This window comes from Streptomyces sp. NPDC111744, from assembly GCF_055634995.1.
Window position 1 is genome coordinate 20,866 of sequence record NZ_JBVKCG010000031.1, and the last position, 14,706, is coordinate 35,571.

General features: G+C 68.9%; 17 protein-coding genes. 16 read left to right on the top strand and 1 reads right to left on the bottom strand.

The features are described 5' to 3' along the window. Positions 1 to 83 precede the first annotated feature (83 nt). The 5 genes from ACZ7OO_RS39310 to ACZ7OO_RS39330 all read left to right on the top strand — a co-directional run bounded on the left by ACZ7OO_RS39310 (position 84) and on the right by ACZ7OO_RS39330 (position 2,860). Positions 84 to 473 (top strand): DUF6415 family natural product biosynthesis protein, encoded by a 390-nt coding sequence (locus tag ACZ7OO_RS39310; protein ID WP_331725192.1) that lies wholly within the window; start codon positions 84 to 86, stop codon positions 471 to 473. A 56-nt stretch (positions 474 to 529) separates the two neighbouring features. Then, positions 530 to 727 (top strand): DUF5999 family protein, encoded by a 198-nt coding sequence (locus ACZ7OO_RS39315; RefSeq protein ID WP_331725193.1) that lies wholly within the window; start codon positions 530 to 532, stop codon positions 725 to 727. Next, entirely contained in the window at positions 724 to 1,404 is a 681-nt protein-coding gene (locus ACZ7OO_RS39320) for a hypothetical protein (RefSeq protein WP_331725194.1), read from the top strand. The genes ACZ7OO_RS39315 and ACZ7OO_RS39320 overlap by 4 nt, the downstream gene beginning before the upstream one ends. A 109-nt stretch (positions 1,405 to 1,513) precedes the next feature. Further along, positions 1,514 to 1,825, top strand: coding sequence for a hypothetical protein (locus ACZ7OO_RS39325; protein ID WP_331725195.1), 312 nt, complete (start codon positions 1,514 to 1,516; stop codon positions 1,823 to 1,825). A gap of 117 nt (positions 1,826 to 1,942) precedes the next feature. After that, positions 1,943 to 2,860: a lipopolysaccharide kinase InaA family protein gene (locus ACZ7OO_RS39330; protein ID WP_331725196.1), complete on the top strand. Its 918-nt coding sequence runs from the start codon at positions 1,943 to 1,945 to the stop codon at positions 2,858 to 2,860. Between the two features lie 256 nt (positions 2,861 to 3,116). On the opposite strand, the gene ACZ7OO_RS39335 is transcribed toward ACZ7OO_RS39330, so the two are convergent. Next, positions 3,117 to 3,554, bottom strand: a complete 438-nt coding sequence (locus ACZ7OO_RS39335; protein WP_331725197.1) for a helix-turn-helix transcriptional regulator — start codon at positions 3,552 to 3,554, stop codon at positions 3,117 to 3,119. A 106-nt stretch (positions 3,555 to 3,660) separates the two neighbouring features. Here ACZ7OO_RS39335 and ACZ7OO_RS39340 point away from each other — a divergent pair, with 106 nt between their 5' ends. The 11 genes from ACZ7OO_RS39340 to ACZ7OO_RS39390 are packed head-to-tail and all read left to right on the top strand — an operon-like array spanning position 3,661 to position 14,702. Next, positions 3,661 to 4,776: a conjugal transfer protein gene (locus ACZ7OO_RS39340; protein ID WP_405548109.1), complete on the top strand. Its 1,116-nt coding sequence runs from the start codon at positions 3,661 to 3,663 to the stop codon at positions 4,774 to 4,776. A gap of 36 nt (positions 4,777 to 4,812) precedes the next feature. After that, on the top strand, positions 4,813 to 5,061 hold the full coding sequence (locus tag ACZ7OO_RS39345) for a hypothetical protein (RefSeq protein WP_331725199.1): 249 nt from the start codon (positions 4,813 to 4,815) through the stop codon (positions 5,059 to 5,061). Beyond that, positions 5,058 to 5,609, top strand: coding sequence for a hypothetical protein (locus ACZ7OO_RS39350; RefSeq protein ID WP_331725200.1), 552 nt, complete (start codon positions 5,058 to 5,060; stop codon positions 5,607 to 5,609). The genes ACZ7OO_RS39345 and ACZ7OO_RS39350 overlap by 4 nt, the downstream gene beginning before the upstream one ends. 14 nt (positions 5,610 to 5,623) lie before the next feature. Continuing rightward, complete coding sequence (locus ACZ7OO_RS39355; RefSeq protein WP_331725201.1) at positions 5,624 to 8,170, top strand: ATP-binding protein; 2,547 nt, start codon at positions 5,624 to 5,626, stop codon at positions 8,168 to 8,170. Then, positions 8,167 to 8,778 carry a hypothetical protein gene (locus ACZ7OO_RS39360; RefSeq protein ID WP_331725202.1) on the top strand — a complete coding sequence of 204 codons (612 nt, stop codon included), beginning with the start codon at positions 8,167 to 8,169 and terminating at the stop codon, positions 8,776 to 8,778. Before ACZ7OO_RS39355 ends, ACZ7OO_RS39360 begins: the two co-directional genes overlap by 4 nt. 4 nt (positions 8,779 to 8,782) lie before the next feature. Continuing rightward, on the top strand, positions 8,783 to 10,921 hold the full coding sequence (locus ACZ7OO_RS39365; protein WP_331725203.1) for a hypothetical protein: 2,139 nt from the start codon (positions 8,783 to 8,785) through the stop codon (positions 10,919 to 10,921). Beyond that, on the top strand, positions 10,922 to 11,719 hold the full coding sequence (locus tag ACZ7OO_RS39370) for a hypothetical protein (RefSeq protein WP_331725204.1): 798 nt from the start codon (positions 10,922 to 10,924) through the stop codon (positions 11,717 to 11,719). Position 11,720: 1 nt separating this feature from the next. Further along, entirely contained in the window at positions 11,721 to 12,929 is a 1,209-nt protein-coding gene (locus ACZ7OO_RS39375; RefSeq protein ID WP_405548110.1) for a peptidase M23, read from the top strand. A gap of 56 nt (positions 12,930 to 12,985) precedes the next feature. Then, positions 12,986 to 13,402, top strand: coding sequence for a histone-like nucleoid-structuring protein Lsr2 (locus tag ACZ7OO_RS39380; protein WP_331725206.1), 417 nt, complete (start codon positions 12,986 to 12,988; stop codon positions 13,400 to 13,402). 25 nt (positions 13,403 to 13,427) lie between these two features. Next, positions 13,428 to 13,811, top strand: a complete 384-nt coding sequence (locus ACZ7OO_RS39385; RefSeq protein WP_405548090.1) for a hypothetical protein — start codon at positions 13,428 to 13,430, stop codon at positions 13,809 to 13,811. Between the two features lie 12 nt (positions 13,812 to 13,823). Beyond that, positions 13,824 to 14,702: a hypothetical protein gene (locus tag ACZ7OO_RS39390; protein ID WP_331725120.1), complete on the top strand. Its 879-nt coding sequence runs from the start codon at positions 13,824 to 13,826 to the stop codon at positions 14,700 to 14,702. Positions 14,703 to 14,706: the final 4 nt, after the last annotated feature.

Genomic DNA, 14,706 nt, shown 5'->3' on the forward strand with positions numbered 1-14,706 from the left:
GCGCCCCCCGTGCCGCCCCTGGCAGGGCCAACCCCCCGTATCCCGCGCCGGGGGCGGCACGCCTACGCGATAGGGAGCTGCTGATGCAGTCGACGTACGCGGTTCACGCTCCCTCGGTCAGCGCCGAGAAGCTGGCTCTGCTGGCGGCGGCCCTGCGAAGGATGCGCACGCTCCCCGAGATCCTGGACGACATCGGGGACGCGCTCGACCCGCAGCCTCCCGAGGAGGACAAGGTCGAGGAGATTCACGGTCACCTGCGTGACGACCTGGAGCGACTGGCCGCCATTGCTATTGCGGCGGAAAGCAGGGACGCCGAGGTGCTGCGGCTCGCCGAGCGGGCCGCCGGTCTTCAGGCCGTCGAACTGCCGGAGCACTTCCGGGACCGCGTTCTCCACCTGCGGCTGGTGGGCGCCGTCGCGAACGACCTCCTGGAACGGCTCACCGCCACGCGAGCGATCAAGCAGGTCGCGTGAACCAGAGCGACCAGCGAATGCCTTCCCCAGCACAGACCACCGAGAGGACGAGCGCTATGTGTCCGCACAACCCTCCCTGCCCGGCAGCGCACGAGCCGGACCGTGAGCACGCCAAGGTGATCGGCCGGGACTGCCTGCTGGGCTGGGCGCTGCTGTGCAACGGGACCATCGTCTTCGACGACACCGGGAGCCTGCTGCCCGACGGGCAGGTCATCGCGCCGCACCGGCCCAAGTTCGCGGCGGCAGCGGCATGACCGTGACTCAGTTCCACTGGCGGGGACTCCACGTCCCCTTCGTTGCGCCGTGGAGCGAGGAGAACCCGCTGCCGACCAGGCTGATCAAGCGGGCCGGTCCGGACGGCGCGGAGGGAATCGGTTACGCCGACGAGGTCAGCGGCGCGGACCGGAGGGACGGCGCTCTCTGGGTGCGGTACCCACTAGTGCGGGGGAGGGGAAGGCCCCGTCTGGCGGATATCCACCCTCTACGTCAGCGTCAAGCCATGTCGCACATGCTCTGCATGGTCTGTGCGACCTCCACGTTCGACAATGACGAGTTCAGCCGCCGCTGGGGCGGGAAGCACCTGTTCATCGGACGCGCGGTTGACGGGCGACCGATTCGCGACGGTGATGTGACGGACACCCCTCCCGTGTGCCTGCCGTGCGCCGTCGAAGCCGCCGAGGCTTGCCCACACCTGGTCAAGGGGCACACCGCCGCCCTGGTCGAGCGGACAGAGCCGTGGGGAGTTTCCGGGATCGTCTACGATCCGCGAACCCTTCGGCCGGTCCCGACGAAGAGCAAGAACGGCCTCACCGATGTTGCGTTCGAGGACCCCGCGCTCCGGTGGACCCTCGCCGCCCGTGACGTCGTGACTCTGCACGGCTGCACCCCCGTGGACTTGGCCGAACTCGCGACAGCGAGCGTCGCGGTCTAAGCCCCGTCCGGCGGCCCAGTGCCTCGCGCCCGGGTCGTCGGACGGTCAGCGCCGGCGGGCACAGCGCCCGCCGCACCATCCTCCGAAACAACCGAGAGAGCGAACCGCCATGCCTGACTTCCCGTACCTGCGTCGCATCCGCGCGAAGCGCCCGCCGCGGCAGGACTTCGAGCCCCGCACCCTCATGGACATGCTTCTGGACCAGGGCCAGGACCAAGAGCAGGTCGAGGGCAGTGCCGTGCAAGTGCCCGCGGTGACCGTCTCGTTCTTCGGCTTCCGAGCGCGGTCGCACGGCAGGACAGGCTTCGCCGCGCTGAAGCACATGTACCGAGACCACCCGGTGCTGGTCCGCTGCCTGTGCACCTACCTGGGCGCCATGTGGACCCTGACCGCAGCCGCGGCCGCTCAGAACCTGCTCTGAGGCGGACCGGCGTCGTACCGGTGCCGCACCGCCAGCCGGTGGGCGCCGGTCCCTCCGCCGTCCCGTCACCGACGACCTGACCGCGACCGTCGCGGACCGTAGAGAGAGGGCCTTTCCGTGCTGGACGTTGAGGGGACGAAGTCCGTCAGCCTGCCGGGGCAACGCGTTGCGCAGGCACCGTTGATCGGCCGGGCCGACGCGGAGGCGCTGGCGGGAGAACCCGCGCACTGGGAGCAGGTGACGGACCGCAGAGGCGCGGCCGTCTGGCAGGTGTCCGGACCGCGTGGGCTGTGGGCCTTGAAGGTCGGCACCGGCGAGGGGGCCGCCACCGTTGCCCGCGAAACCGCGGTGCTCCAAGAGACGCACTCGCTGGTGCCCGGCCTGTCGTACGGAGGGCGGGCGAAGGCGGGCCGGGGGACAGGTTCGGCGTGGCTCATCACGCCGTGGCTCGAAGGCGCCTCCACCTGGACCCGGTTCGAGAGCGTACGCCAGCAGCACGGCGAGGACCGATCCTCGGCCCTCGCCGCAGCGGTCGACGTGTGCCAGGCCGTCGGAGCTCTGCACGCGGCCGGGTGGGTGCACGGTGACCTCCAGCCACACCACACCGTCCACACGTCCGGCGCGGTCCGCTTCATCGACTGCACATGGGCGTCGGGCCCGGTGCTGGCACCGTCGCACACCTTCCTCGGCGGACTGGTGCACCTGATGTCACCCGAATTGATGCACCGCATCGAGGCGGGGAAGCGTCCGGTGGTCACCGAGCCCTCGGACGAGGTGTACGCCCTCGCGGCCGGACTGTGGTGGGCGGCGACAGGCACATGGCACCGCGACTACACCGCGGCTGGGGTCGACCCGGCGCGGTTTACGGCAGCAGTGCTCCGCGGCTTGCTGCTGCGTAGACGGTTGCCGCACGGGCACATCACGCACTGGCCGCAGCTCGAAGAGGTTCTGCAGTACGCCCTCATGCGACCGCCGGCCGCGCGGCCCTCCGCCGAACAGATGGGTCAGTGGCTTCGCCAGATCGGCCCCGGATAACCCTCACTGCACGACAGCAAAGCCCCGGAGAGCGGCCAACTGCCGTATACCGGGGCTCAGTTGTGCTCTTGTCACATGCCCGGGGCCTGTCCGTGTTGTCGACGGGCCCGGCGCCGGACGCGGTCGGGTGCGAGCTCCGAAAAAGCGGAACCATACCCCATTGATCGCGAAATCGTACTTTTAGGACCAAGGTATACGTACGCGGTTAAACGTTCCTCCTGGCTGTAACTCATTCTGTGGGTTTGTCGACAAAGGGCTATCTCTTCTTCGCCTTTTTTAATGGAGCGCTATTCCTGACGGTGTGTTCGTCGGTGTTGAAGAGGGATTCAAGTATTGGCACCCACCTGTCGGGCAGGACCTGGCGTCCTGTCTCGACATCGCAATACGTGCTGACGGCGACTTTGAGCGCCCTCGCCACCTGTGCCTGCGTGAAGCCGAGGAACCGGCGGAGTATCTTCAACGTCCAGTCAGTGTCGAGGAGTTCGACCAGGTCAAGGGGGGATACGTCGAGGCTGTTGGCCAGCCGGAGCAGATGCTGTGGACTGGGCCGCTGATTCTTCGACTCCCACATGGCGACAGCACTGCGAGAGCAGCCGACCGCTTTTGCCAATACCTTCTGGGAGATTCCACGGGCCTGCCGCAACTCAGCGACAAGCCATCCCCGCAGACGCCATCCGTCTGCCCCCGTGCGCATGGCGCCGCACTCTACCGCGATCCATACGAAATTTTTTGACGCACTGTGGCCGATCCGCGTACTGTCCAGTTCAGTTCGGGCCTATCGCGGGGAAGGTCGTCTGGGGATGAGTGCGCTCAAAACGGTCGTGTGGAAGGTTCTCAACCTCCCGGAGCCCCGGAGTAAGGAAGCATCAGCTCCCCAAGCGGAACCGCCCCAGCAGCAGACCGTACCGTCAGCCGGCGCCGCACACTGGGTAGCCGCAGGGAAGCGTGTCCAGGCCGAGCGCAACGGGCACACCCCGACTCAGGTTGCGACCGAATCCAAGCAAACGCGGACGCCTGCCACCCCCTGGGTTCTGCAGGAGGAGAAGACCGGCACGAGGGCGCTGGTCGTCACCGGCCGGATCGTGCTGTGGGTCGTGGTCGGCCTGGCCGTGATCACCGGTGTCAGGTCTTGGTTCTGGCCCACCCAGCTCGCTCCCTCCCCGCCGCCGACGGTGAAGCAGGGGCCCACCTACCCGGTGCAGGACGCCCAGTCGGTCGCCGCTCGATTCGCGTACTCGTACCTGACCTGGGATGAGGCCGCCCCGGACCAGCGGGCTAAGGCGCTGGCGCGGGACATGCCCAAGGGCACGGACACCTCCGCGGGCTGGAACTCGAAGGGGCAGCAGACCGTACTCCTCGCCCAACCGGGCACCGTGAACGAACTCGGCGGGCAGCGTGCCCGGGTGCACGTGGACGTGCTGGTCAGCGTCCCCGGCGAACCGGCCAAGGACAAGAAGGACCCGACTCCGACCCAACGCAAGTGGGTCGGACTGGAGGTCCCGGTCCTCAGCACCGCCGGCCGGATCGTCGTCACCGGCGAGCCGGGCATCGTGGGCGTCCCCACCTCTGGCCCGTCCGTCACCGACCAGAACGCGGTCGACAGCGATGTCGAGCTCTCCGCCCAGACCCAGAGCACGGTGACGACGTTCTTCACCGAGTACGCCAAGGGTGAGGCGGACAGCGTGACCGCCCCGGGCGCAAGCGTTCCGCCGCTGCCCGAGGGGATGACGCTCCAGGGCATCCAGAGCTGGAATGTCGACCAGGGCAAGGGCAGTGACCGCACCGGAACCGCCGTCGTGCGGTGGCAGATCGGCGCCGCCGAGCTGGAGCAGACCTATCGGGTCGAGCTGACCCGGGTGGCCTCGGCCGCCGCCGAGCGGTGGCAGGTCGCCAAGGTCCACGGCGGAACTGTCTAACTCCGCCTGAAGGAACCAAACGAGGGGATACGAGGCATGCCTGCCGACACGGTGACGCTGGCGCTGACCAGCGGCGCAGACCTGAAGACGTGGGTCTTCCTGATCGCGGGAAACATCTTCCTGATCATCCTGGTGGTCCGAGCGATCGGCCACTACGCCAAGCGCGAGTGGGGTGAGCTGATCGGTCACGTCATCACCGGCATCCTGGTGGCCGGGTTCGTCTTCGCCACCGACACCACGAAGAACATGTTCGTGGAGATCTTCAACAAGGTCGCGGGCGCGTGAGGACCGGACACACCTACACGCGCCATTTCGATCTTGAAACTCGCCAGCACGAGATCTTCGGCATGGACCTGGGTGAAGGTCCCTCGCGCCGGATGCTGGTCACGGGCGTGGTCGTTTACGTCTTGTGGACCGGGTCTCTACTGATGCTGTTCGGGCTGCCCAGTCAGCTGACATTCACGCTGTACTTCGCGCCCCCGGCAGTGATCACGTACTACGGGGCCCAGCGCAGCCGGAGGAACGAGCGCCGGTGGAACCTCACCCAATGGGCGCTGTGGGTCCGCTACCTGACGCTGGGACACCGGCCTGTGATCAACGGCGGGCGCCGTGCGGCCGAGAGGCACGAGTGGTTGCCGATGCGTGCTCGCCTCGGTGAGCGCGCCGAGGCGTTTGTCGAACTGCCCGGCATGGGCGCCTTCGAGAACGTGCTCAGCAAGGACGCGCCCCGACTCACCGCTGGCCGGGCCGTCCCGTTCGACTCCAAGACCCGGATGTACGGGCCGGACGCGGTGTACCGCGCCCGCAAGCGCACCGGCGGCAAGCCGCAGTAAAGAGGGGTACGGGGATGAAGATCACGAAGGCAGTCGGGAAGTTCCTCGGGATCACGGGGGACCGTTCGGCGCCGCCGCCGCGATACCTGGCCCTAGCGGACGGGCTCACGGTGACGGAGACCCACGCGGAGGCGTGGTACGTCCTGTCCAGCAGCAACACCGACCTGATGTCGGAGACGGCGAGGGACGCCGAACACGACCAGGCGTCCAGCGCCCTCGCCCGCACGCTCGCCGGGCACGACTGCCACCTGCGGATACTGTGGAGCCCGCTGAACGCAGCGGACTACCGCGTCGAGGCCGAGGAGCTGTTCACCGCCGGAGACTTCGCGTCGTGGGCGGAGGCCCGGGTGGAACGGCTCGATGACCTCGCGCTCTCCCAGCGTCAGCTACTGCTGGGTGTCCGCATCCAAGAGCGCTCGGGGCAGACACAGGCCCGCAGCCGCAGCGGTATGCAGGACGCCTTCGGCATCAGGAAGACTGGCATCCCGCAGCGCGAGCTGGCCCGGCTCGACGCGCTCGCGCGTCGGCTCGGACGCCAGTTGGAGACGACCCCGTGGCGGGCCAAGCCCGCTCCGGTCGAGGTCCTGGCCTGGATGATCGCGCGCGAACAGCACCGAGCCACGAGTCTGCCGACGCCGAACTCCGCAGGCGTGATCTCCGGGGCCAAGCTGGCCGCACTCACCCGCGGCCGCGTCGTCCCGTACCCGGACCACGTGCGCGTGATGGACGCCCAGGGCGAAGTCGCCGCCTGGACCAGCGTCTTGACGATGGACTCCTTCCCCGAAGAGATGGAGTCCCCGGGACCGGGGGAGTGGCTGCGGACGGTCAGCGAGATCACGTACGTACCTGAGTACGACGAGGACGGCGTCGACCCCGATGTTCAGATCCTCCCCGTCAACCCCGAGCCGTCCGTGCGCTTCAAGGTCCTGCACCGGCGCGACGCGCTGAAGTTGACCGAGGAGACACGGAAGCTGGCCAAGGAGCAGGGCGACTCCGCCGCCCAGCACTCCGCCGGCACACCCGCCGCCGACATCATCGAGACCGAAGAGACCATGGCCCAGCTCGCGCGCGACATGAAGCGCGAGGACGTCACCTTGTTGGAGGACCACCCCCGTCTGGTCGTCTCCAGCGACGTCTCCCTGGAGGACCTGCGGTCGAAGATCGACGCGGTCACCACCCACTACGGTGGTCTCGGTATCGAGGTGTCCATCGGCACCGAGGAGCAGAAGGAACTCTGGCTAGAGACGCTGCCGGGCGACAAGGTGCGCGTCCCTGACCTCTCCCACATCCGTACCGTGGGCGCCCTCGCCGGAAGCTGGTTCTGGGGCGGGGCCTCCGTCGGTGACGACACCGGCCCGGTGATCGGCTACCTCACCGGCTCCACCCCCGGCCTGGTCCGCAACGACCTGACCGGCGGCTCCGCACGCGGTGACGCGACCACCACCGCATTCATCGGCCGAAGCGGACGCGGCAAGACGACCGCGATGATGATGAGCCTGCTGGACGCGGCGTTCCGCGGCAGCTTCGTCCTGGCGCTCGACTTCAAGGGCGACATGGGCGGTCTTGCCGCGGCTGGCCACCGCTACGGTCTGAACGCCCACCTGGTGGAGACCGGCGCCCAGTACGCGGGTGTCGCTGACCTGTTCACCCTGCTGACCGGCGAGAGCGCCGAGCGGGCCCAGACCGAAGTCCCCGCACAGCTGGGCATCGCCCTTCCCCAGCACCTACGGATGCGCGGCGCCGAGACGCCGATCCAGTCGGCCGTCAACGAGGTGATCGCCGCCGGGGAACCGCGGGTGTGGAAGGTCATCGAGCACCTGCGTCAGTCGACCGACGAGCTGTCCAGAGAGACCGGCCAGGCCCTGTACGAGCTCGCGCAGACGGGCCTCGGCGCCCCGTTCATGGGCAGGGCGACCGGCGACAACATGTTCATGCGGCCCGAGCCGGGCATCTGGGTGGTACAGATCCCCGGGATCTCGCTGCCCGCCCCGGACGACGACCGCGAGGACTGGTCCGTGCATCAGCGGCTCAGCGTCGCCCTGGTCCACTCCATGCTCGCGTTCGGGATCTCGATGGCCGGCCGCAAGGACCTTCGCGGCCTGCGCAAGGCCATCGCGGTCCCTGAGGTGCACGTACTGACGGCGACCCGCGAGGGAAGCAGCTTCCTCCAGTACATCGCCAGGGTCGGTAGGGCGCTCCAAACCGCCCTGGTCATCGACACCCAGGACCCGGAGTCGCTGGCGAAGCTGACCGGTCTCATCGAGCAGATCACCACCATGTTCGGCTTCCAGCTCACGACCTCCGAGCAGCAGGACGCCCTCGCGGCCCTGCTCGACCTGCCTGTGGGTGAGCACACCCGGGCGCTGATCCAGGCGATCGGTGTGGGCTTCGACCAGGAGATCCGTCACGGCCACGCGATCATGCGCGACCGGCGATTCCAGTCCGCCACCGTCCAGTTCGACGTCCCGTCGGAAGAACTGCTGGAACTGCTGAGCACGACACCGAAGGTCGACACCGGCGGGGCCGATCTGACCAAGGAACCGCAGGGGGTAGGGGTATGAAGCGCGCCGTAACCATCGCCGCCGTGGTGGGCGTCGCCGTACTCGTTGCCGGGTGCTCATCCCAGGACGAGGGGGAGAAGGGCGGGTCCGGTGGGGGCGGCGGTGCCGACACCACGGCGGCCGCCGTGCAGGTCGCCCGGACCTACCAGAGCGCGGTCAACGATGGCGACTGGACGAAGGCGTGCGGCCTGCGGACCGAGCGCTATCGGCACGGCTCCGTGAAGGAGTGCGTCGCCGACAACGCGCCGAAGACCCCGAGCCCGGAGCCGAGTCCGACCGAGTCCGATGAGTTCCCGCCGCTTCGCCGGGCGGACGGCTCTGTCGTGCGCCCCAAGCCGAAGCCGAGCGCCAGCGGCCCGGACCGGGCGGAGACGGGCGAGGTCAAGGCCAGCGCGCCGCAGAGCGTCCCCGCCATCGGTGACCACCCGGCCGGCACGGGCGTACGGGTCGAGTACACCGTCACCTGGCCCAACTCCACCACCACCAGCCGCAAGGCCCTGCGCGTCGTACAGCAGGGCGACACGTGGCTGGTCGACCAGTCCGAGGACATTGCCGAGTCCGACGAGGCACACGGCAACCCGGTCCACGACGCACTGATGAGGGGATGACGTCGTGATCAGTCTTGAACCGCGGAAGAAGTACCGCTTCAGCGTGCTGAAGTTGCTGATCCGGCTGCAGAACTTCCGGCTGCCCCGCAAGCGGACCCTCCTGATCCCCATCCTGGGGATCTACGTGACGCTGATGGTCACCGCGCAGTCGGCATGGGCGAAGGACTACACCCCGGTCGGCATCGGTGACCTCCTGCCCTCCGTGGACATCCCGTACACGAAGGGCCAGGGGACGCTGTACGAGGAGTACGGCAACCCCCTGCTCTACACGGTCACCGACGACTACGGCATGTGGGACGTCATGGACCCCATGCTGGAGATCCCCGCGACCATCTGCATGGCCCTCACCGCCGTGGTCGGCTCCGCCGCCGTCACGATCGTGCAGTGGATCTTCAACGTGACCACGATCCCGCCGCTGGAGAACGCGATCACCGCCTCCGTGGGCGGTGCGGCGAAGACGCTCACCGAGACGCTGCTGCCGTCCGCGATGGTGATCGGCGCCCTGGTCGCGTACGCCAATCACCGCCGGGCCGCCGGGTCGAGCCTGTCCCAGCTGGGCTGGGTGGCGGTCTCGACCATCTTCTCCATTTCGCTGCTGATGGCCCCGCAGACCTGGGTCAACGGGATCGACTCCGCCCGCAACGTCGGCTCCAGCATCGCCATGAATGCCACCTCCGCCGGCCTGGGCGACGGCACGAAGGAGCCCATCGACCTCGGCCACGGGACCACGTACGGCAAGAACGAGCGCGACAACATGCTGCGGAAGTCGAGCGATGCCGTCTGGCGGACGTACGTCGTCACCCCGTGGTGCGTGGTCGAGTTCGGCAGCCTGGAAGCCTGCAAGGCCGAGGGTAAGGGACTGCTGGACAAGGGGATCAACCCGGAAACGCGCAAGGACCACATGAAGGACGTGGGCGACCGCATCGGGGGTGACTCGAACTCCTGGGTCGACGGCCACAACCCGGTCGGCCGCATGATGGTCGCCATCCCGGCCCTGATCTGCGTGATCCTGTTCGCGGCCCTGGTCCTGATGTTGGCGTTCGCGAGTCTGGCGTCCCTGATCGGCGCCCTGCTCATGCTGGTGTCCGGAGTGATCTTCGCCTGCCTGTGGATCATCCCAGGCAGGCCCAGGACGTGGGGCGTCCGCTGGTTCGACTTCCTCCTCGGCTACACCCTGCAGAGCGCCATCGCCACGATGACCCTCGGCTCGGTCCTGGTCGTGACCACCGCGTCCACCAAGATGATGGGCGAGTACGGCTATGCGGCCGCCGCCGGAATCAGCATCGCCACCGCCATCGTCGCCTTCAAGTTCCGCAGCGTCCTGGAATCCATCGTCGGCGTCACCGGCCTGACCAGCCCGGCCGCCGCCATCGGTGGACTGCTCGCCGCCCGCGCGGCGGGCAAGGCCGGATGGGGAATCACCAAGGGACTCGGCCGCGGACTCGCGGGGATGCGACTCCCCCGGATGCCCCGGATGCCCAGCCGCGGCGGCGGGGGCGGCGGCAACACCGGCAGGCCGACGACCCCGCAGCTTCCGCCGGGCGGCAACCCGGGCGCCCTGGCCGGTGCCCGCCGCCCCATGCCGCCGCTGCCCTCCGGGCAATCAGCAGGCGCCGCACTGCCGAACAGCGGCAGCCGCAAGGAAGTCGGTCCCCTCACTAGCCGTCCCGAACTGCCATCGTCCACCGCGCCGGCCCGCGGCCGGTCCGTTGCCGACGGCCCGGCGAAGGCCGTGCCGGGTACCCGCCGTCCGGCCGAGGTCGGAGGCACGCGTCGCCCGGCAGAGGTCGGGGGATCGGTGCCCCGCCAGGCCCTGCCCGCCGCAAGCGGCTCTGCCCAGGCGGCGACCCAGCACGCGCCGAACAGCGCGAGTCGTCCGGCAGCGGGCGCGGCCAGTCGCCCGTCCCCGACGCTGCGGACCGAGAACAACGGAGCCAGCTACACCTTCCGGCAGGGTCCGAAGACGGGCACCTCCGCGCCGAAGGTCATTCCGCACAAGGTGGTCCGCTCGACACCGAACCGTCCCGGCGGTTCCACCGGACCCAACCCCACCCGGCCGGAGAACCGCAGCCGGGCCCGCAGTCGCGGCCGCGGCCGCGGCCTGTCCGTGCCGACCGTGACGCGCCGCAACGGGGGGAACTAAGTGGCCGACGACGACAAGAAGCCGCGTACGCCCGCAGAGTTCCGCGAGCTACTGCGGGAGGTCTACGAGGTTCCGGAGGTCGAGGAGGAGGGCAAGCGGCGCCAGCGCCGCAAGGCCCGCCGCCGAGCTCGCCGCGAGACGAAGGCCAACCGCAAGACCACGGTGAAGCAGGTACTGGAGGACGAGCGGGCCAAGGAACCCATGAACCCTGCCGGTGCCGCCCTGATCATCATCGTCATCCTGGTCGTGGGTTTCGGCGCCACGAAGTGGATCACCGGGGACGACAAGGGCCAGCAGAGCGTCAGCACCGCCCCGAGTTCCGCCCCCGCCGATCCCGCCGGCGGCGGGACCACGGCGAGCTCACCGCCGAGCCCTTCCGCATCGGCGTCGCCGTCCGCCTCGCTTCCGGCCGTGGACCTGAGCGCGCCGGAGAAGACGGCAGAGGGCTGGGGCAGGGTGTACATGACCCGCAACCCGCCGGTCGACAAGGAGCACGAGACCGTGGTCGAGCGGGCGGCCCCGTGGATGACTGAGGCCCTGGCCCGCAATCTCGCGGGCAACCGAGACAGCCTGTGGGACAACTTGATCTCTAACGGCGGCATGTCCACCGTGACCGGGGTCGAGGTGGGCAAGGCCGACGAGAAGCTGGGCATCGACACCCCGCTACGGGTCTGGCGGGAGGTCAAAGTCAAGACCGCCATCGAGGGCTACAAGAAGTACGACAAGACCTATGTCTTCCAGGCGGAGATGACGCGCGACGGCGACCAGTGGCGCGTGTCGAGGGTGCTGGGGGTCTGACGTGAACTCGCGCCAGGCCGCCATGCTGGCCTCGGGGGTGGCGCGTCGGGGGGCGGCGCTGAAACTCGCCGTCCCCGCCGGCATCCTCTTCTTCTGCTTCCTGATAGGACTCGGGATCGTCGGCGGAATCGCCGGAAGTTCCCAGGCGTCCGCCGCGTCCTGCGGCGGCGCCGGTCTGCCCGATGCTGAATACGAGAGCGGTGGTGACAGCACCAGCACGGACAGCACCGATGGACTCCACGCGCAGCAGGTCAAGAACGCGAAGATCATCGACGCGGAAGCGATCAAGGCGAAGCTATCCGGCAGAGCGACCCTGGTCGCCCTCATGACGGGACTCCAGGAGTCGACCCTCCTCAACCTGGATCACGGCGACCGCGACAGTGTGGGCGTCTTCCAGCAGCGCCCGAGCACCGGGTGGGGCACCAAAGAACAGATCATGAACGTCAGCTACTCGGCCAGAATGTTCTTCCTCGGCGGGGACGGCGGCGACCCGCCCGGTCTCGCCGACATAGCAGGCTGGGAACGCATGGATCTGGGAGACGCTGCCCAGAAGGTGCAACGCTCGGCAGCCCCAACGCTGTACGCCGGACAGGAGTCCGAAGCCCGACGGATCGCGAAGGAAGCCGGGATCAATCTCACCCGTTCCGGCACGGCCAGCACTCAGCCGAGCGGCACCCCGAGCGGTGGCGCGACCCCTCCGTCCGACGCCCCCAGCGGGGCGCCCACTGAGCGGTGCAAGAACGGGGGCGACCAGCAGGACACTCCCGCCAACCCGGGAACGGCCTTTCACGACAGCCATGCCGACTGGCCCGCGCAGGTGAAGAACAGGCGCTCCACCGCCGATGCGGTCGCATGGGCCCGCAAGCAGGCCGAGACCGGCACGACCGGGTGGTACCGGAAGTGCCTGCGATTCGTTGGCTTGGCGTATGGGTGGGAATCCACCGAGACGTATGCAGTCGATCAGTACTACGTGGCACCGATGAGCATGCGGCACAACCTGGATCGCAATCCTCCCCTGGGCGCCCTGCTGTACTGGCGCACCGACAGCCGCGCGGGACACGTCGCGATCTACGTCGGCAACGGCGAAATTGCCTCGAACGACATCCGGGAACCAGGAAAGATCAGCATCGTTCCGGCCAGCGACATCGAGTCCAAGTGGGGGGCGACGTACCTGGGATGGGCCCCGCCGTACTTCCCGACCAGCGGGTGAAGTGATGTCAGTGCCTTCTGTCATCATTTGGAAGCAGAAAGTATAAGGAGACGGTTGTGGCTGAAAAAGTGATCCTGGTCGATGACCTTGATGAGACGAGCACCGAGGGCGTCACAAGGATCGAATTCAGCTGGGGGGGCGTGGACTACGAGGTGGACCTGAGCCCCACTCACGAGAGCGAGTACGGGGACCTGCTCGCACCGCTGCTGAAAGTCGCCCGGGTGAAGCAAGGCGCCGGCCGCAAGGCACGCAGGTCGGTGAAGTCCAAGTCCGAGACGGCGGCAGAGACGAAGAAGATCCGCGACTGGGCCAAGGCCCATGGGCACGACGTGCCCGGCCGCGGCCCGGTCCCGGCGGAGGTCCGCGAGGCGTACGCCCGAGCCCAGACCGAGCCGGGGCCGAGCGTCCCGCCGCAGGGCGCACAGGAAGAGGCCGCCGAGCCCGCGAGCCAGAACCCCTATGCCGGTCGCTGATCCGAAGGGACGCACCCGGCCCTCCGTGGCCTGGCGGCCCCTGACCGAAGAGGCAGCGAAGAGGCTGACCGAAGAGGCGGCCTGCTTCGTCTGGCTCAACCTCACCACGGGGGAGCTGGAGGTACGCGCGACCGATGAGTTCGCGGCCAGTCCCCCGTGGCTGGTGGCCGTGTGCTGGACACTCCGCTGGCCCGTCGCCCCGCTACCCGCGGACCGGGCCAACAAGCTGATGGACGAGATCGCCCCCCACGCTCAGCACCTGATCAACGCCACCAGCACCGAACTGCCCGACCGCGAACGGCCGGGAACCGTTCTGTACTACGGCGCCGGGCCCGCGCTCGACGCCATCCAGAGGTGCTGTGCCGCCACGTGGACCGACCCGGACCGGCTGCACACGAACACGCAGTAAGGAAGTGGCCCGATGCCTGTTGTGACCGACCATGACGCCGTCCCCCTGACCCCGGTCTACACGATCGTGATCCGCGAGAGCGGTGAGGCCAGCGTCGACGGGCATCCAGTGGACACCCTCCCCGGCCAGGACGCCCGCGACGCCGCCCTGGCGCACATCCAGGAGAAGGCTGCCCGGCTCGACCGACCGGTCCGCGTCAACGCCAAGGAGCCGGACGGCAGCACCTGGCCCCTGATTGTTGACTGGGACGGCGAGGTGACGCCGCTCGAACAGCCTCACCCGGCGCCGCCGGCCCCGCCTGCAGCACGCCGAGCTCCCGAGCCGCCTCCCGCGACCGCGGCCGCCCCCGTCAACCTTCCCCCGCCCACCGGTGAGCCGGTCATCCCCGGCCCGCCGCCGGCCGTCCCCGGCGTCGACTGGATGGCACCCCTGCCTCCCGAGTACCGGGAGATGCTGGATGCGGTGAGGTCTGCGGACATCGCGGGGAACTTCCCCGCCGCCGAGGTCGCGGCCAAGGATCTCGAAGACGCGCTGGACGACGCGTACGGAGCCTCGCACCCCTACACCGTGAACGTCGTCGCGGTCAGGGCCAATCTGGCACTGCGCAGGGCGGCATGGACCACCAGCCTGGAACTGCACATGCGCGCGGCCTGGCTCCGGCATGACCAACAGGCCCCCCGGGACGAGACGCTGAGGCTGGCCCGCAACGCGCACTTCTGCTGGAAGCACCTGGTCGCCCAGTGCCCCAAGCACCCCGGGACTCACGATCCCGCCCAGGCCCAGCAGCGCGTCCAGGACCTCCTTCGGGTGCTCCGGCATGTCGACGTCGAGCCGATCATCATCACCACGACCGAGGAGTGGGCGGCGAAGCTGCTGCCCGCAGCCTCCTGACGCA